This is a genomic window from Biformimicrobium ophioploci, assembly GCF_030270605.1.
In the GTDB taxonomy this organism is placed as follows: Bacteria; Pseudomonadota; Gammaproteobacteria; order Pseudomonadales; family Cellvibrionaceae; genus Biformimicrobium; species Biformimicrobium ophioploci.
Genome location: NZ_BSYJ01000003.1, coordinates 41599 through 60172 on the forward strand (window position 1 = coordinate 41599; position 18574 = coordinate 60172).

The window sequence follows — 18574 nt, forward strand, 5'->3', positions numbered from 1 at the left end:
GTACTGCGCAGTCGCGCCAAAGCGGCATTTCCTGACATTTGTGCAGAATTACGGGACATTACGTCAGGAAAACCGTTATTTTTGGCGCAGAAACCGGCTTTGTGCGATGTAAAAAAAGGCGCAGCAGGGCTAGAATACCGCCATGGCCATCAATGTATCGGTGGCGCAAAAAATACAGAATTATTAGAAGCTTATCAGTAGGTGCAGCTGTTCCGGTTCCGGGGCGGCAGCAGGCCGCCAGCGGTGATCCCGGGGAGGCCAGCCTGCATTGGACGTCACACGAGTAGGATATGGATATCACTTATCGCCCGGGCGAGCTTCGCAACCCCGACTCACTGGATATGGAAGGAACCACATCCGGTAGCGCGGCTCAAGACAGCCCATTACACACCAGCCCACCCCAGAAAGCCGCCGCAAGACCCGCGGAATTCCACGGTATCGTCAAGAAAGTGTTCGAAGCCACGGAAGACTGGCTGCTCGAACAATTTTCTGCGATTTTCGCCGACGTGGATGACACGCTGTTTACAATGGCGGAAAAAGCCCAGTCGCAGGCCGACCAGGATACGGTATTCGCCGATCTGCGCACGCTGCGCATGGAAAAGACCCGCCTGGTGGAAACTGTCATCTCCCAGATCCGCGAGTGCTTCCACCGGCCGCAGGAGCCCAGGAGCACGATTGCGGCGGAAGAGGGGCCCACTGGCGAGCTGTCGCTGGTGCAGGATGCCGACCTGGAACAGGAGGTGATCGTCAAGTCGCTGGTCTCCAACGCCTCACGCGATTTGATGACCCCGATTGCCGAGCTGTCACTGCGCCTCGATTCGCTGTTGCCGGGCAAGGTTTACGACGAGAACCTGCCGATTGGCCCGGCCATCCTTTGTGAACGCCTCATCGATTCGATGCAGCCGCTGAACATCTCCCTCAAGACACGTCTGGTTTTCCTGAAGAAGTTTGAAAAGCAGATGATGCTGAAGCTGGGCGAACTCTATGAGACTTGTAACAGCGCACTGGTAAATGCAGGCGTGCTGCCTTCGCTCAAGAACCCGCACCAGCGTCGCCAGTCCCCGGGCTCCAATACAGCACGGGCAAATGCCGCCAAGGCACTGGCAAAGGCGCTGGGCGTTTCCCCGGACGGTGATGGTCAGTTCCAGGTACCGGCATTGCCGGGCTTCCAGGCGGCACTGGCCGGCATGGCAGGTGGTGCCGTTCAAGGTGCTGCGGGCCAGGGCGGCGCTGGACAGGGCGGCGGATTCGGTTTCGCCCCGGGGCTGATGCCGGTGGGACAGGGTGCCCCCCAGCTACCGACCCAGAACCTGTTGCAGTTCCTCGGTGAGCTGCAGTTCCAGATTCCGCAGATGGCACAGCCCGAGGGGCAGGTGCTGGATATCAACGCAGTACTGACAGAGCAGCTGGTTACGGCCAAGCGCAGCGCTTCGCTGGGCAAGCTGGATAACGAAGTCATTCGCCTGGTGGATATGCTGTTCTCCTTCGTGCTGGAGGACCGCAACCTGGCGGACCCGATCAAGGCGCAGCTGGTCCGGCTGCAGTTACCGTTCCTTAAGATTGCTGTCGCAGACAAGGCGTTCTTCGCCAAGGCCGGACACCCGGCGCGCAAACTCCTGAACGAGGTTGCGGATGCGGCGATCGGCTGGCAGCTGCCGGAAGACTATGAAAACGATCCGCTGTTCAAGGCGGTGCGTGAAGTCGTGGAAACGGTCATTGCCGAATTTAACAGTGACCAGCAGCTGTTTGAGAAGTTGTTGCAGGAGTTCCGCGCCTACTGTGCCCGCGAGAAGAAGCGGGCCAGCATGATGGAGCGCCGGACCGTCGAGGACATCGAGGCCCGCGCGCGACTGGAGCTGGGGCGCAAGAAAGTCTGCACGGTGATCGACGCCATCCTGAAGGACCGTCAGTTGCCGGACTTTGTCGAGCGGATGCTCAACACCGAATGGCGCAACCTGTTGCTGCGCACCTGCCTGCAGCAGGGTACAGGTAGCACCGCCTGGCGCGACCGCGTGGCAATAGCGCGTGACCTCGCCTGGAGCGTCACAGCGCCAATGCCGCAGGCGGCCGCGCAGATCGCCAAGCTCAAGGAAAGCCTCCTCGGTCGTATCAAGGTAGAGCTGCACACCATGTCCCTCAAACAGGGCGACAAGCAGCAGTTCCTCGACCAGCTGGAATTCTTCTATGTGAGCCGGGCAGAGGCGAGCAAGGAAGACGTGGTGCCGCGACCGGTTCGCGAGGTCAAGCCGGTGCCGGAGGCGAAGGACATCGAGCAGTTGGCCGAGAAGGCCACGCTTAAGCCCACCCCGGAGCCGCGCAAGGTTGAGGTGGTCGACAAGTACTGGCAACAGACCATGCACCTGAAAAACAGCTGGTTCCGTCTTTCACTGCCGGAAAAACCTTCCGTGCGCTGCCGCCTGGTGGCGATGATCAAGGATACCGACCAGTTTATGTTTGCCAACCGCAATGGGACCAAGGCCGCGGTATACAGCCGCCTCGAGTTTGCCCAGGCACTGCATGACGGCATTCTCGAACCGCTGGAAAACGGTCCGCTGTTTGAGCGCGCGCTCAAGTATGTGGTCGGTAATATCGGTGAAACCGAGCTGAAGATCGCGGTCTAGATCGCCCTTTTTTGTTCACTTCGAAGCCGGCGTCAGGTTACCTGACGCCGGCTTTTTTCATCTGGCGGATTTTTCCAAGGTGGTCTGACCCGGTCTTCGCAAATCGCGAACGTTGTTTCTCTGTTGCCCTGCACTTGTGCAGGCAGCACCGCGCTGGCGCAGCGCAGCCGGAAGGTGACCGCAGGTTTCACCGCATTTGCGCGGGATACCGCTGCTTTTCCCCGCATTTTCACTTGGCATATTTCCTGCAATCCCTCAGGTGCAGGCATCATTTCCGGGCCTGCGCAGCGAAGTAAAACTGGAGCTCAACGTGAAATACTATTCGAGACATTTTGTAAGACCCTGTCACCTGAACCCGGCCGAAGTGCTGTTCGGCGGCCAGGCCCTGGCCTGGATTGACGAGGAAGCCGCGATTTTCGCCGGTTGCCAGATGGGCACTTCGCAACTGGTTACCAAGGCCATGTCGGAAATTGATTTCGTAAGTTCGGCCCGTTGTGGCGATGTGGTGGAGTTTGGCATCGAGGTTGTTGCCATCGGGCGCACATCCCTGACTCTGCGCTGTGAGATGCGCAACAAGGAGACCCAGGCCCGTATCGTCAACGTAGAGCGTATTGTCATGGTGGCCCTGGATTACGCCGGCAGGCCGACGTCACACAAACTCACCGGAGCAACACCGGATGAGATCGGGGCGCCGCTACGCGCGGGTGGTGCGGCAGTTTGGGCGCAGACACGCAGTGCCTGAGGTGTTATTGACGGAGCAAAGTAGAGTGGGGGCTGGCTTCAGCCCTCCTTCAGCCTTCTTTCAGTGCATTGAAGGCAGCCAGTGCGCGCTCGCGTGAGAAGCGGAGCTCGACAATCGGCGCGGGATAACTCTCGCCAATTGTCACGCCGGCCTCTTCCAGTATTTCCTCTGGCGCCTCCCACGGACGAAACAGGTACTTCTCTGGCATCTTCGCAAGCTCGGGTACAAAGTGCCGGGTGTACTCTCCTTTTGCATCGAATTTTTCACCCTGGGTAATCGGGTTGAAGATGCGGAAGTAGGGCGCCGCATCTGCGCCACAACCGGCCACCCATTGCCAGCTCGCACTGTTGCTGGCGAGATCCGCGTCTACCAGGCAGTCCCAGAACCAGGCCTCGCCATGGCGCCAGTCCAGCAGCAGGTTTTTGACCAGAAATGAGCCCACGATCATGCGCACACGATTGTGCATGTATCCGGTCTGCCAGAGCTCGCGCATGCCGGCATCGACAATGGGGTATCCCGTCATGCCGCGCTGCCAGGCTCGTAATGCCTTATCGTCTTTTTTCCACGGGAACGGATCGAACTTACTGTGCAGGTTTTTGCGCGGCAGGTCGGGAAACTGATACAGCTGGCTGTAGGAGAACTCGCGCCAGCCGAGTTCGCGCTGGAAGTGCTCAATGTTGGCATCACTGCCTGCGTTTCCTGCTGCATGCCAGACGGAGCGCGGAGAAACCTCGCCCCAGTGCAGGTGGGGCGACAGCCGGCTTACGGATTCGAGCGCGGGGAAATCCCTGCCCGCCTTGTAGTCGGGCAGGCCGTTTTTGATAAAGTCGTCCAGCCTTTCCATTGCGCCCTCTTCACCCGGTTGCCAGTGCGACCTGAGAGTTTCGGGCCAGGCGTGTTGCGGCAGTAGCGCAAGTGCCTCGAGGGGCTGGTCTTCACAGGGTTCGCCGTAAACCTGCAGTTGCTCCGGCGCCGGTTTGGGGCGGCCCACGGCCGGGCCATTCTGGCGAGCGTTTTTGTAGAAGGGTGTGAACACCCGGTAAGGGGTGTCGTCTCCCTTCAGTATCTCCCAGGGTTCCCACAGCAGCCGGCCGTTAAAGGTCTTTACCGGGACTTCAATGGCATCCAGGGCCTTGCGCAGCGTCTCGTCCTGTTTCGCCTGCCAGGGTTCGTAGGCACGATTGAAGAAAACACCGGTCACTTCATGCTGGTCGCACAGGGCGGAAATGACCTCGACGGCGTCACTCTGGTACAGGCGTAGCTTGTTGCGTAATGACCGGTTCAGCGCTTTGAGGGAATGATGTAACCACCAGCGGCTGGCCGCGCCCGGCGCGTCTTTCCCGGCCGCATCATCATCGAGGATAAATACCGGCAGTACCCGGCCAGCCTCCGCAGCTGCGGCAAGGGCAGGATTGTCCGCAAGACGCAGGTCCCTGCGAAACCACATGATGACGGGATTTCTGGCTGGCATGTGAAGTTCTCCGGGATTCTGTCTCTAGTAGGGAACCTGTTGCCCGTCCCAGGCAAAGACCTTGCCGGAATCAGAAGCTTCCAGGCCATCCAGCACCTTGAGTAACTGGCCGGCGGAATAGTCTGCATCAAACAGCTTGCCCTCCGGCACGTTGCTCTGAAACGGTTTGGACAGCGCGCTGTCGACGGTACCCGGGTGCAGCCCGGCGATTATCCCCTGGTCATTGAGGCGCGCCAGTTCAATGCTGGCGGTTTTCAGCAGCATGTTGAGTGCGGCTTTGGAGGCCCGGTAGGCATACCAGCCGCCCAGCCGGTTGTCAGAGATGCTGCCGACCCGCGCTGAAATCGCCGCAAAGATCGCCGGACCATCGCGGCGCAGTTTGGGGAGGAAGTGTTTGGCAACCAGCGCCGGACCGAAGGTGTTGACCCGGAAAACCTGCTCGAGGCTCCCGAGTGATATATCCGCCAGGCGCTTTTCCGGCCTTACTTGCTCGCCGTGCAAGATGCCGGATGCCACGATCACCAGGTCGAGCTGGCCGTGTTCGCTGGCCGCAGCTGCCGCCTGCTCAATCGACGCTTCATCTCCGAGATCAAGGGCGCAGAAGCTGGCATTGTCCGGAAGTGAGGACAGTGGCCTGCGGGCGCAGGCACTGATATGACAGGGTTGCAGGGCTGACACGTGCCGGATGAAAGCACTCCCAAGTGCGCCACTGGCACCGATGACGGCGGCGTTCAGGGGGCGGTGCAGCCGCTTAAATAGCATTGGTCAGGCCGAGCGACTGGGGATACGGCTGCAGGTAGCGTTGCGCGCGGATATAGTCACTGCCGGCCTGGTCGATATAGTGACTGAGCAGGGTCAGGGGCACCACCAGCGGGACTTCGGCCTGGCGGTAGCGGTGAATCGTATCGAGGATATTCTGGCGCGCTGGCGCCGGCACATCCTTTTTCAGGTACCCGAGAATATGCATCAGGGTATTGGTGTGGTTGCGGGTACTGGCGGGTTTCTTGATCGCCTCCATAAACGCCTCAAAGTACTCCTGTACCAGGGTGCCGAGTGGCTGTTTGCCAGCATCCGCCAGCAGGTGACCCAGGTCCCGGGGTGACTGCTGGTGGTGCGCCATCAGCACGTACTTGTAGCTGCTGTGAAACTGGATCAGCTTGTGGTGGCTGGGCTCGGCGAGTACCTCCTGGCGGAAGTTATGATGGGCATAGACCCGCAGTACGAAATTCTCCAGCAGGCGCGCATCGTGCAGGCGCCCTTCCTCTTCCACCGGCAGCAGCGGGTATTTCTCCATGAGCGCCGCGGCAAAAAATCCGCTGCCTTTTTCATCATAGGGGTAGCCGTTGTCGCGATAGATCTTGACGCGCTCCATGCCACAGCTGGGGGAATTCTTCATCAGGATATAACCGTCGAGGCCGTCGAATTCATCGAGCTTCGGGTTGACCGCGTTCATGAGCTGGTCGGTAAGGTCGACGCTGGCATCGTCGCTCAGGGTCAGGCGCGGCGCCTCGGGTGAGCCACTCAGGCGCATGGTGGGGCGCGGGATGCCGAAGCCGGCAGCAACTTCTGGGCAGAAAGTGCGGAAAGTGAAAAACTCGCTGAGGGTGCGCAGGCACAACCTGGACTGGCTGTGGCCACCGTTGTAGCGCACTTCATAGCCCGCCAGGCAGGCGCTCAGGCCAACCGGGATCTTGCCGGCTTCGCCGACGTCTGCTTCCACGGTGCTCTCATTGCGGACTTCCAAGACCGGAATTTCTTCTTTTTTTGCCATTACCTGCGGACCTTCTGGGTTGCCTCAACGCATAATAAAGTATGACTCAATGGATTCGCCTATACCGGAGCCGACAATGTCGCTGATTCGAACGTCCAGATTGGTGCTCGCCATCGCTTTTGCCGCCACGCTTGCCGGTTGTACCGGGGTCCCCGCGGGGGTAGAGCCGGTAAGGGATTTCGAGCTGGATCGCTACCTGGGGCAATGGTACGAGATTGCGCGCCTGGACCACCGCTTCGAGCGGGGTATGAGCCGGGTTACGGCCGAGTACTCACGCAAGCCGGACGGCAGCGTGAAGGTAATCAATCGCGGCTATCTCGCCGATGAAGGGCGCTGGAAAGAGGCCGAGGGCAAGGCGCGCTTTGCCGGTGACCCGTCCGTGGGGCATCTGGAAGTGTCCTTCTTCGGGCCATTTTATGGATCCTACGTTGTATTTGAACTGGAACGTGAGGGTTACCAGTATGCGTTTGTGACCAGCAGCAGCCGCTCCTACCTGTGGTTGCTCGCGCGGACACCGCAGGTGCCTGATGCGGTGCGTGATCAATTCCTGCAGAGGGCCGGGCAATTGGGCTTTGATCTGGAGCAGCTGATCTGGGTTAAACAGCCACGCTAAAGCACCCGTACCGTGCCGCCATGATAATTGATGTAAATGCAGGTAATTTGCACAACTTAACTTTAGCCCTTTGTTAGTATCCGGTTTAATCGGGTTCTAATAACAATCTATTCGTAAATACAAAGGGTGTATTGTGATCAGGGTGAGCGATATTTGCCGCACCTACGGCGAGGGACAGGCCATGGTGACCGCCCTTGCCGGCGTCAGCCTCGAAATCGGGACCGGTGAATTTGTCGCAATCATGGGGGCGTCCGGTTCAGGCAAGTCCACCCTGATGAATATCCTCGGTTGCCTCGATCAGCCCACGCGCGGCCAGTACTGGCTGGACGGGCACGAGGTCCGGGACTTTGACGATGACACCCTGTCAGATATCCGCAATCGTCATATCGGCTTCATCTTCCAGACCTTCCACCTGTTGCCGCGCCTGAGTGCGGTCGAAAATGTCGCACTGCCACTACGCTATGCCGATGTCGACAAGGAGGAGGGCAGGGCGCGAGGCCGGGAAATGCTGTGTAAGGTCGGCCTGGCACACCGCCTCGACCACAAGCCGTTCGAAATGTCGGGTGGCCAGCGCCAGCGCGTGGCAATCGCCCGGGCCCTGGTCAATAACCCGAAAGTAATCTTTGCCGACGAGCCGACGGGTAACCTGGACAGCAAGACCTCGCTTGAGATCCTGGACCTGCTCTCGTCCCTGCATGCTGAGGGCCAGACCATCGTGATGGTGACGCACGAAGCGGAAATCGCTGCACGGGCGGAGCGGGTGATCCGCATGAGTGACGGCGTTGTAGTGGAGGACAGCCTGTGCACCGCTTGATCAGCATTGCCTTACTGGGTTTTTCCTGTGTTATCCATGCACAATCGCCCCTGCTCCTGACAGGGCAGTTGCAGACCCGCGAAAAACAACATTTCATCGCCCCGCACACCAAGACGTGGCGGGTACAGATCGAATGGATGATGCCGGAAGGCAGTGTGGCGCAGCCGGGCGACATCGTTGTGGTGTTTGACGGCGGCTCTATCCAGTCCTCCATCGATTCCCTCACCTCGCAGCTCAACACCCAGTTGGAAACCTTGCAAAAGCAGGAGATTGAGCAGCAGCAGAACGTTATTGAAAAGGAATTCGGCCTGCGCCGTGCAGAGCTCCAGCTGCAGAAGGCCGAGGTGGATGCGGGTGTGCCCGAGAAATTCCTGAGTTCGCTGGATTATGAAAACTTCCAGCTGGAAAAGAAAAAGGCAGAAACCGAGGTGCAGAAGGCGCGCGAGCAATTGCAGCAGGCGCAGCTGGCAAAGAAAGTGGCGCTTGAGAAGCAGCGCCTCACCATCGCCAATACGGAGAGGTCGCTGGCGAATGAGAAAGAACAGCTGGAGCGCATGAGCCAGCGCGCGGACCGGGTGGGTCCCGTAGTCTATGGCAAGCACCCATGGCGGGGTGACCCGATTTATGTGGGCATGACAGTGAACCCGAACTGGGAAATCGCCCAGATTCCCGCCTTAACCGATACCTTCGTTGAAGTGTGGGTGCATGAAGTGGACGTCGATCGCCTTGCCAGCGGCCAGGGGGCAAACCTGGTGTTTGATGCCTTCCCGGGCCTGGCATTAGAGGCAGAGCTGGTAGCGGTGGAAACCCAGCCGGAGAAAATGCAAGCCATCGGCCCCGGGCTCTATTATCGTGCCGAGTTTGCCTTCGAGGCGCCGGAAACCAAGACCCTGCTACCGGGTATGAGTGCAAGGCTGGAGATGGAACTGGAACTGGAGGGGCGGCAATGAGAAACAGGCTGCTGTATATCTCTCTGTATTCGATAGTCGTTCTTGCAGGGTGCACCGATGAAGTGCGTGTTCAGTCTGTGGCCGGGGAGGAGGCTCCGCTCCTCACCTCGACTGGTGAATTCGCCTCGGCCCGTAGCGTGACTGTTACAGCGCCGGCCATTTCCAGAATGTGGAATTTCAACATCAAGCGCATGGTTGGGGAAAACACCGTGATCGACAAGGGCACCATGCTTGTTGCGTTTGATGACAAGAATGTGCGGGACAGGTTGCTGGAAAAGCAGTCTGAGCTTGAGCGCGCGAGAACCGAGCTGAAAAACAAGGTCAGTGAAGAAGAGAAGGTTCGCCAGGATGATGCCCTGAATATAGCGGAAAAACGCGCGGGCTTCGAGAAAGCGAGGCGCAAGGCGGAGATTGTCGACCAGTCCCTGTCCAGGAATGAGCGAAAGAAAGCACAGATCGATTTCGAGATCGCAGAGAATGAACTGGCGCTGGCCAGGCAGCTGGCGGAATTCCGAGAGACGTCCGGGGTGCTGAATATCGGTCTCATCGAGAAGAAGGTGGAGTTCCTTGAGGCGGAGACAGCCCAGCTGTCGAACGAACTAAAGCGCCTGCGGGTGCGCTCACCCATTGCCGGTTCGGTGCAGTACCTGCCTGATTGGCAGGGAGAAAAGCCAGCCGTTGGCGAAACTGTCCGTCTTGGGCAGCCGGTCCTGAAGGTTTCCGTTCTCGACGAGATGCAGGTGATTACCCAGGTGGCAGAGTCGGAACTGGGACGTATTGCCATTGGCCAGCCGGTGGAGATTGTGCTCGAGGGCAATGCGCTGTCATCGGTGGAGGGACGGGTGGAGAAAATCGGTGGCGTCGTGCGTGACAAGTCCAAGGGTGACAATCGCCGCGTGGTGGACGTGCTGCTATCTCTCGAGCGACAGGATACGGAGACCTTCCGGCCGGGCATGACGGTGAACGTGGAATTTCTGGCGGCAGAGCCGGTCAATGCAGATGCGGAGATTGCGGGGCGAGAAGAATGAAGTGCATTTCGCTGAGTGCCATTTTGGCTAGCGCTGTGTTACTGGGTGGGTGCGAGCAGGAGGCCCGCGAGCCGATCCTGCACACCGTTGCAATCGCAAGCAAAAGTGTACGGGTTCCTGCTGCCGGGGAAGTAGAAGCTGCAGAAATGACAGTTATCACAGTTCCGGCGGCTGGTGACGGACAGAAGTATGTTGCCTGGTTGGCTCCGGAATTTACCCAGGTCAAGGAGGGCGATGTCATTGCCCGCTTCGATGGCGAAATGATGATGAAGGCGCGCCTGGATGAAACCGGCAAGCTGGCAATAGCCGAGCAGGAACTGCTGGAAAAGAATGCCGAGCTTGGGGTGGAGTTCAGGGGGATCGAGCTGGACAAGTACCAGACCGGCGAGGAAAAGACCTTCACCGAGCAGTTTTCCGTGCAGGATGAAACCATCAGGAGTCGCCTGGAAATCCTTGAGGAGCTGGAAAACATCGAATTCCTGGATACCAAACTCGACCACCTCGACTGGAAGGAGCAGCGCTTTGGCAGTGAGGCCACCGGAGAGTTGGATGTGCTGCGCATGAAGCAGGAGATGTATCGCGACAAGGTTGTGCGCCTGGATGAGGACCTTTCCGGCCTGGAAATACGGGCGCCGCATGACGGTATGCTGACCTACCAGCGTAACTGGCGCGGGGAAAAGCCGCGAGTGGGAAGTTCCCTCTGGCGTGGCCACAAGATTGCCAGTCTGCCGGACCTCAGTGTGTTGCAGGCGAAGCTCGCTGTGCTGGAAAAGGATGCGCTGGGGCTGGCACCTGGCCAGGAGGTTTCCCTGTGGCTGGAAGTGGCGCAGGAGCAAAAATTTAAAGGCACGGTAAAGGAAGTCAGTGGCTCCCCGGCGTCAAGGGAGCGTGGCAATCCACAGAAGTATTACGATGTAACCGTCAGTATCGAAAAACCCTATCCAGCGGGTGTGAAGATCGGAAGCCGGATACTTGCCGAAATTATTGCATCCCCCGAAAGTGAGAAGCTGTCCATTCCCCTGCAGAGTGTTTTTTATGAGGAAGAAAAGCCTTTTGTGTACCTGTACGCGGATGGCAGCTTCCAGAAGCGGGTAGTCGAACCCGGCAAGCCCAGCCTGACCCATGTGGAAATACTTTCCGGGCTGCAGGGCGGCGAGCGTATCGCCCTGTTCGATGTTGCGCCTGAGCGGGACGGAGCCATGTACTGATGACGATGAAGCTAACGGACTTGCCGAAGGATCTGCGCGCGTTTGCCGGACAGGTCCAGGAAGCACTTGCTGAGTTGCGCCAGCATAAATTGCGCACCTTCCTTACCCTGCTCGGTATGATATTTGGTGTCGGTGCTGTGATTGCCATGCTGAATATCGGCAAGGGTGCCGAGAATGAAGCGCTGCGCATGATCGAGACAATGGGTTTGCACAACCTGATTGTAGAAAGTCGCGATATCGAGGAAGAGGAGCTCTACGAGCAGCGCAAGAAATCCACGGGACTCAGTATCCAGGATGGCGAAGCTGCAATTGAGACCCTGCATTTTATCGAGGCATTCAGTGTCAGGCGCAGGATAGAAACCTACAGCGTATACAGCGATTTTGGTACCAGCGATGCCGCGGCGCAGGGCGTCAGCCCGGAGTTCTTCCGCCTGTCTGAGTTTCATCTGGCGGGGGGCAGGCTGCTTGATGTCAGCGATGAAAACGCATCGTCACAGGTGGCCGTGCTGGGGGCGTCCGTGGCCCGGCAACTGTTCGGGGAGCGTGAGGCGCTCGGCCAGCTGATCAAGATCAACCGGCTCTGGTTCCGGGTGGTCGGTGTGCTTGAATCCCCGTTTTTCGATGGAAAGGACTTCCAGGGGGTCAAGCTCGGCGGTGAGCAACGCCAGGTCTTTATCCCGTTCAGTACGGCCCTGCACCGGTTTCCGGCAGAGAAACTGGCAAGCGAAGTCAGCGAACTGCGTTTCCGGCTGGCCGATGAAGTTGATGCCTCAGAGGCGGCACTTGCGGTGGATCATCTGCTGAAACGTCGCCACAACGGTGTAGACGACTATGCACTGGTGGTGCCCGCTGCGCTGATGGCGCAGAAGATGGAGACCCAGGCGATCTTCAATATCGTCATGTCTTGCGTGGCGGGTATATCCCTGCTGGTCGGCGGCATTGGCATTATGAACATCATGCTGGCCACGGTGCTGGAGCGCACACGCGAGATTGGCCTGCTGCGCGCCATAGGCGCTACGCGGAAGGACATCCGCAACCAGTATATGGTGGAGAGTTTTACGGTCGCCATTCTCGGTGGCATGCTCGGTATCCTGTTTGGCGTGCTGCTTTCCGAGATTATTGCGATCTATGCCAACTGGGCGGTGTCCTGGTCTGCTGGCGCTATTTTTCTCGCATTTTCCGTTTGTGCCTGTATTGGCTTGCTGTTTGGTGTTTATCCGGCGGTAAAAGCTTCCCAGTTGAACCCGATAGACGCGTTGCAAAGCGATTGATGTAAGCTTTGTTATCAAACAGAGTTTGCGGAGGCTGGCATGAGCCTGCTGTTTTTCTTTCTTGCGATCATCACACTGCTTTTCCTCGGGGTTGGTGGCGTGCGGGGGTTTGTTGTGCTGGCACTGGCGACGCTGCTTGGCGTCTCCTTTGATGGTTGGCATTTCTTTTCACTACTCATTTCTGCACTGCTGCTGTTTGGCGCCGCAATTCTCGTGTTTCCCAATGATTTGCGTCGCGACAAAATCAGCAAGCCTTTGCTGGCGCAAATCCGCGGCATGCTGCCGGCCCTTTCTGATACCGAGCGGCAGGCACTGAAATCCGGCACCGTCGACTGGGACGGCGAGCTGATTTCCGGGCGCCCGGACTGGGACAAGCTGCATGCCTACAGCCATGGGCAGCTTTCGGAGGAAGAGCGCGCATTTATCGACGGCCCGGTGAATACGCTGTGCGCAATGGTGGATGACTGGCGTATTACCCATGAGCTCCTGGATTTGCCTGCGGACGTCTGGCAGTACATGTCCGATGAGGGCTTCTTTGGCCTGATGATCCCGAAGGAATTTGGCGGCAAGGGTTTTTCCGAGGTGGCGCATTCCGAAATCGTCATGCGTCTCTCCACGCGCAGTGTGTCCACTGCTGTCACTGTCATGGTGCCGAATTCACTGGGGCCGGCCGAGCTGATCCTGGAATACGGCACCGACGAGCAGAAGGGTTACTATCTGCCGCGCCTTAGCAAAGGCGAGGAAATTCCCTGTTTTGCACTGACCTCACCGGTAGCAGGCTCCGATGCCGGGGCCATTCCGGACAAGGGTATTGTGTGCAAGGGCGAATGGCAGGGCGAGGAAGTCCTCGGGCTGCGGGTGACCTGGAACAAGCGCTATATCACGCTGGCGCCGGTGGCGACATTAATCGGCCTTGCCATCAAGGTGTATGACCCGGAGGGCCTGCTCGGCGGTGAGGAAGACGTTGGTGTCACCTGTGTCATGGTGCCGTCTGATCTCGACGGCGTGAATAGCGGCCCGCGCCACCTGCCAATGAATACGCCATTTATGAATGGGCCCACCTGGGGTAGCGACGTCTTTATCCCCATGGAGCAGGTGATTGGCGGCCAGCCGATGCTGGGCAAGGGCTGGATGATGCTGATGGAGTGCCTGTCCGTGGGCCGCTCTATTTCGCTGCCCGCGCTGGCAACGGGTTCTGGCAAGTTCTGCAGCCTGTCTGCCGGTGCCTATGCAAAAGTGCGCGAACAGTTCGGCCGTTCCATCAGCCAGTTCGAGGGGATTCAGGAGGCGCTGGAACCGGTTGCGGGTTTCACCTACATGATGGATGCGGCGCGCCTGCTGACGGCCTCGATGCTGGATCGGGGAGTACGGCCCTCGGTGCCGTCCGCATTGCTGAAGTATCGCAATACCGACCTGATGCGCATCATCGTCAATCACACCATGGACGTGGTGGCGGGGCGTGGCGTGATCACCGGCCCGCGTAACTTTATTGCCCGGGCCTATCAGGCGGTACCAATCGGTATCACGGTGGAAGGCGCCAACATTCTTACCAGGAGTTTGATGGTCTTTGGTCAGGGTGCTATCCGTTGCCACCCTTATGTACTGGAGGAAGTCGAGGCCGCCGAACAGCAGGATGAAGCCCGTGCGGTAGAGCAGTTCGACCGGGTCTTCTATCGCCATGCAGCCCACTCTGTGGGCAACGGAATTCGCGCTTTCGTATTGGCACTGACCCGTGGCCATTTCTCCGAGGCGCCGCGCAAGGGCAAGATCCGTTCCTACTATCGCCAGCTGAATCGTTTTTCCGCGGCCTTCTCGCTAATGACAGAAGTCAGCCTGTTCAGTATTGGCGGCGGCCTCAAGGCGCGCCAGCGCCTGTCGGGGCGGATGGCGGATTGCCTGGTCGGCCTCTATTACGCCTCCGCAGTGATCAAGCAATGGCATGAGGAGGACTACCCGGAGGCCCATCGCCCGCTGGTGGAATGGAGCCTGATGCGTTGCCTCAACGATTGCCAGAACCGCATGCGCCGCGCCATCGACAATTTCCCGGTGGCTGCTTTGCGCTGGCCCCTGAAAATACTCATTATGCCCTGGGGCAGCGGCTATTTGCGCAAGCCTGATGACAAGCTGGGCGCGAAGGTTGCCAGGCTGATCGTGGACGACAGTGATGTGCGCGATCGCATCACCCGCGGGGTTTATCAGTCCGATGACCCGAACGATGCGCTTGGGAGGCTACTTAATGCCTATACCCTTGCCAATCAGACACAGGCCCAGCGGGAAGAGTTGCACAATGCCATCCGCAAACGGGATCCCGACGAGCTGGATGGCATTGCAATGCTGATGGGCCACGAGCGCGAGGCGCTGGTGGATTGGGCCATCGACAACAAGATACTGGATCGCGAGGACAGGGCCCAGATGGTAGAGGCTCTGACGGCGTTGTACGATGTGATTCGCGTGGATTCATTTGATGCCGAGGGCATTCGGCAGAAGGCTGCGGCAATCAAGGGTACACACAGGATCGTGGAAAGGGACTGATCGCAAGAAGGAGTTTGGTCAGGCGTGGAACTGATAGTAAGAAGTAAAAAACAGGAATGACCGGGACCGAAGCATTTACTGTAACCGGGATGATACTCGGCGGCCTGGGGCTGTTTCTGCTGGCCGTAAGCATGATGACCGATGGCCTGCGTCAGGCAGCAGGCGAATCACTGCGCAAGATACTCTCCGAATGGACCAGAACTCCGCTCAGGGGCGTTTTCTCCGGCCTGATGATGACGGCCATCGTACAGTCCTCCAGTGCCGTTACCGTCGCTTCCATTGGCTTCGTCAATGCCGGCCTGATCGGCATGCGCAAGGCGTTGGGGATTATTTACGGCGCCAACATCGGTACGACCATGACCGGCTGGCTGGTGGCGCTGGTTGGCTTCAAGGTCAATATCCAGGCGTTCGCCCTGCCGATGATCGGTATCGGCATGCTGTTACGCCTGACGGGCCGTGATACGAGGCGTGCCGCGATTGGCCTGGCGCTGGTGGGATTCGGGCTGTTCTTTGTCGGCGTGGACGTGCTCAAGACCGCTTTCGAGGGCGTGGTGGAATCCCTTAACCTGGCGAGCTTTGGTGCCGAGGGCGTGCGCGGCATAGTAATTTTTCTGTTCCTTGGCATCGCCATGACGGTGCTGACACAGTCTTCGAGTGCGGCAATCGCGCTCGTGATTACTGCGGCCTCCACCGGTGTCGTTGGGCTCCATGCCGCGGCGGCCATGGTGATAGGGGCAAACGTTGGCACCACATCGACGGCGGTGCTATCAGCCATTGGAGCGACCTCCAATGCCAAGCGCGTTGCCTTTGCCCAGGTGTTGTTCAACGTGGGTACGGCCATTGTTGCGCTGCTCATCCTGCCCCTGATCTTCTATATGGTCGACCACATCGGTACCGCGCTGGAAATGGAGGCCTCACCTGGTGTGCGGCTGGCCCTGTTCCATACGGTATTCAATGTGCTCGGCGTGTTGCTGGTGTTTCCGCTCAATGATCGCCTGGCCAGGTTCCTAGAGACCCGCTTCGTAACGTATGAAGAGGTGGAGTCCAATCCGCGTTACCTGGACAAGACGATTGCCGTTACGCCTGTGCTGGCGGTGAATGCGCTGGTAATGGAGCTCAAGTCCATCGGGGAAAAAGTTGCTGCGGTGGCGGGCAAGGCGATGAACCCGGCCCAGGCGGATATTCCCCGTATTGGTGTAGAGGTGGGCGTGATCCAGCGCCTGTCGGGTTCCGTCACGCGCTTTGTGGTGCGCCTGGAGCGGGGCTCTCTGGGCGAGGGCGTCACACGTCAGCTCGCCAGCCTGATGCGGGTAGACCAGTACCTGGTGACCTGTGCCAACCTTTCCCTGAGCATTGCCAAGAAGCGCAAGGCACTGGGTAACCTGCACAGTGAAGTGCTGGATTACAACCTGGACGCTTTCTGCAAGCTGGTTGAGGACCTGATGGGCGTGCACCTGTTCGAGCAGGATTTCGAGACACTCGAGGGTTTTGACGAGCAGTTCTACCATGTACAGGAAGTGCACGACCAGCTGAAAGCCGAATTGCTGATGGCTGGGACTGCCTCGCGCCTGCAGATCAATGAAATGATGTCGGCCATCGACCTGCTGGCCCGCATACAGCAACTTTCGCAGCAGTGGTTCAAGGCAATCAAGACGCTACAGCGCCTGCATGCTGAGTCCGATACGGAAGCGGGCAGTGGTGACGATGACGAAAACGCGGGCAGCGAAGGCGAGAATCCCGGTGAGGAATCCGGGGCCCTGGCCTAGGGATATCCGCTGCCCCGGAGTTTAGGCTGGTTACTCCTGTGAGGGAGCCGTAAAGTTGAGCGAGCCGCTAAGGTGCGGTTTGCGCCCCTTGCCGTCCTTCAAGGCAAACTCGAAAGCCCCGGACTCGCCGCGGTACATGAACCTGACTTTGCCAGGCAGGTAGACTGGCAGCTTGAAGGTGACTTCCGCAGTTACCGCACCCTCGTAATTGCGCGGCATGAGTGCAGCAAGAATACGGCTCTTGCTCCACATCCCGTGGATGATGTGGCGACGGAAGCCCATTAATTTGGCGGTGAGCGGGAACAGGTGAATCGGGTTGTAGTCCCCGGAGGCAGACGCGTATTCGCGCCCGAGCGTCGCCGGCAGGTCCCAGTCTACGCTGTACTCAAACGTTTCTTCCTTCTGCGACGGGCGTGATTGCCTGGCGCCGCTGCCGCCCTTGCGTACCAGGATGACGCTGACGGCCTCCCAGACCAGCTCATTACGGCTGCGTGCCTCGGTGATGAGGTCAATTTCATAGCCCTTGGCAACCTGGCGCGCATCGCCCATCTTTACCTGGAAATCCAGCGCTTCTTCCACGCCGATTGCACGATGTTGCTCGATGCGGTTACGCAGGTGAACGGCCCCGATCGGGGAGAAGGGGAACTCGGGTTCCAGCATCAACTGCAGGTGCAGGGGGAATGCCATCACCTGGGGATAGGTAACGGGCAGGAAGCCTGTTTCCGGCAGGTCACAGACCTTGCGGAACCGGGCCAGCTTTGTCGGGTCCGCCAGGGCCCCCTGCACTTCCAGTTGCAGTGGCTGGAATTCGGCCACGCCCTGGCTTTGCTTGCGGGTGAGGGCGGCCCGCACCAGCACTGTTGGCAGTGCCGGGATGGCCTTGATTTCTTTGGTCCTGATTGCCGTACGCATAACCGAATCCGCTGGTAAAAATTGCGCCTTGTAAGGAGGCGTACTCTAGAGGAATCACCTGCTGAAATAAATGCCCGGTTCTGACCGAATCAGTGGCGGTAGTCGCGTTTGCCGGATCAGGCGGCCCCCAGTTTCTCCAGCAGGATCTCGGCGGCTTTCTCCGATGAAGCCGGGTTCTGGCCGGTGATGAGGTGGCCATCGTCGACCACGTGTACGCTCCAGTCTGGGCCAGTGGAAAAGTTGGCGCCGCGTGCTCTCAGATCATCCTCAAGCAGAAACGGAACGATTTTGGTGAGGCCAACGGCCTCTTCCTCGGCATTACTGAAGCCGGTGATCGAGCGCCCGTTCACAAACAGGGTGCCATCGGGCTGACGCACATTACGCAGTACGGCCGTAGCATGACAAACCGCTCCAACATATTTGCCGGCATCGATCATATTTTCTATCAGCCCGATCGAATGCGCATCTTCGGCCAGGTCCCAGAGTGGACCATGCCCGCCGGGGTAGAAGACCGCATAAAAGTCTTCGGCTTGGACTTCGGATAATTTGAGCGTATTCGCGAGCTCGGCTTTGCTCGCCGAATCCTCGTTGAAGCGCACGGTTGCCCGGGTCTGGTACTCCGGCTCGTCGCTTTTGGGGTCCAGCGGCGGCTGCCCGCCAGCGGGAGAGGCCAGAGTGATTTGTGCGCCGGCATCCTTGAACGTGTAGTAGGGGGCGGCGAATTCCTCCAGCCAGAAGCCGGTCTTTTCACCAGTGCCACCAAGTTTATCGTGAGACGTCAGCACCATAAGAATACGCATAAGTCAAAATTCCTCGCTTGTGTGAATGATCAACAGGGCAAAACGGATGAATCCCGTGCCGAAAGATCAAAATTG

Annotated in this window: 15 protein-coding genes; 10 read left to right on the top strand and 5 right to left on the bottom strand. The window is 58.8% G+C overall.

Translation table 11 applies throughout. From position 1 onward, the window contains the following. Positions 1–290: 290 nt before the first annotated feature. Both QSJ80_RS06910 and QSJ80_RS06915 read left to right on the top strand, forming a co-directional pair. Complete coding sequence (locus tag QSJ80_RS06910; RefSeq protein WP_285763696.1) at positions 291–2621, top strand: DUF1631 family protein; 2331 nt, start codon at positions 291–293, stop codon at positions 2619–2621. A 259-nt stretch (positions 2622–2880) separates the two neighbouring features. Next, positions 2881–3363, top strand: coding sequence for an acyl-CoA thioesterase (locus tag QSJ80_RS06915; protein WP_285763697.1), 483 nt, complete (start codon positions 2881–2883; stop codon positions 3361–3363). Between the two features lie 49 nt (positions 3364–3412). Here QSJ80_RS06915 and QSJ80_RS06920 read toward each other — a convergent pair whose 3' ends face one another. Genes QSJ80_RS06920 through QSJ80_RS06930 form a run of 3 tightly spaced genes read right to left on the bottom strand, consistent with a single transcriptional unit; the run spans position 3413 to position 6605 of the window. Continuing rightward, positions 3413–4834 (bottom strand): cryptochrome/photolyase family protein, encoded by a 1422-nt coding sequence (locus QSJ80_RS06920; RefSeq protein WP_285763698.1) that lies wholly within the window; start codon positions 4832–4834, stop codon positions 3413–3415. A gap of 24 nt (positions 4835–4858) precedes the next feature. Next, entirely contained in the window at positions 4859–5596 is a 738-nt protein-coding gene (locus QSJ80_RS06925) for an SDR family NAD(P)-dependent oxidoreductase (protein ID WP_285763699.1), read from the bottom strand. Next, positions 5586–6605 carry a YbgA family protein gene (locus QSJ80_RS06930; RefSeq protein ID WP_285763700.1) on the bottom strand — a complete coding sequence of 340 codons (1020 nt, stop codon included), beginning with the start codon at positions 6603–6605 and terminating at the stop codon, positions 5586–5588. Before QSJ80_RS06930 ends, QSJ80_RS06925 begins: the two co-directional genes overlap by 11 nt. Positions 6606–6681: 76 nt before the next feature. Between QSJ80_RS06930 and QSJ80_RS06935 the strand changes: the two genes are divergently transcribed. From QSJ80_RS06935 to QSJ80_RS06970, 8 genes are all read left to right on the top strand, one after another. Next, positions 6682–7218 (top strand): lipocalin family protein, encoded by a 537-nt coding sequence (locus tag QSJ80_RS06935; RefSeq protein ID WP_285763701.1) that lies wholly within the window; start codon positions 6682–6684, stop codon positions 7216–7218. A 133-nt stretch (positions 7219–7351) separates the two neighbouring features. After that, complete coding sequence (locus tag QSJ80_RS06940; RefSeq protein WP_285763702.1) at positions 7352–8032, top strand: ABC transporter ATP-binding protein; 681 nt, start codon at positions 7352–7354, stop codon at positions 8030–8032. After that, positions 8020–8982, top strand: coding sequence for an HlyD family secretion protein (locus tag QSJ80_RS06945; RefSeq protein ID WP_285763703.1), 963 nt, complete (start codon positions 8020–8022; stop codon positions 8980–8982). The genes QSJ80_RS06940 and QSJ80_RS06945 overlap by 13 nt, the downstream gene beginning before the upstream one ends. Continuing rightward, entirely contained in the window at positions 8979–10010 is a 1032-nt protein-coding gene (locus QSJ80_RS06950) for an HlyD family secretion protein (protein WP_285763704.1), read from the top strand. Before QSJ80_RS06945 ends, QSJ80_RS06950 begins: the two co-directional genes overlap by 4 nt. Next, a complete protein-coding gene (locus QSJ80_RS06955) occupies positions 10007–11218 on the top strand; it encodes an efflux RND transporter periplasmic adaptor subunit (RefSeq protein WP_285763705.1) in 1212 nt (403 codons plus the stop codon). The genes QSJ80_RS06950 and QSJ80_RS06955 overlap by 4 nt, the downstream gene beginning before the upstream one ends. Further along, positions 11218–12489, top strand: coding sequence for an ABC transporter permease (locus QSJ80_RS06960; RefSeq protein WP_285763706.1), 1272 nt, complete (start codon positions 11218–11220; stop codon positions 12487–12489). The genes QSJ80_RS06955 and QSJ80_RS06960 overlap by 1 nt, the downstream gene beginning before the upstream one ends. 39 nt (positions 12490–12528) lie before the next feature. Next, positions 12529–15021, top strand: coding sequence for an acyl-CoA dehydrogenase (locus QSJ80_RS06965; protein WP_285763707.1), 2493 nt, complete (start codon positions 12529–12531; stop codon positions 15019–15021). Between the two features lie 56 nt (positions 15022–15077). Further along, positions 15078–16787 (top strand): Na/Pi cotransporter family protein, encoded by a 1710-nt coding sequence (locus QSJ80_RS06970; protein WP_285763708.1) that lies wholly within the window; start codon positions 15078–15080, stop codon positions 16785–16787. Positions 16788–16817: 30 nt separating this feature from the next. Here QSJ80_RS06970 and QSJ80_RS06975 read toward each other — a convergent pair whose 3' ends face one another. Both QSJ80_RS06975 and QSJ80_RS06980 read right to left on the bottom strand, forming a co-directional pair. Then, a complete protein-coding gene (locus tag QSJ80_RS06975; RefSeq protein WP_285763709.1) occupies positions 16818–17699 on the bottom strand; it encodes a MaoC family dehydratase in 882 nt (293 codons plus the stop codon). Positions 17700–17815: 116 nt separating this feature from the next. Then, entirely contained in the window at positions 17816–18499 is a 684-nt protein-coding gene (locus tag QSJ80_RS06980) for a type 1 glutamine amidotransferase domain-containing protein (RefSeq protein WP_285763710.1), read from the bottom strand. Between the last annotated feature and the right edge of the window lie 75 nt (positions 18500–18574).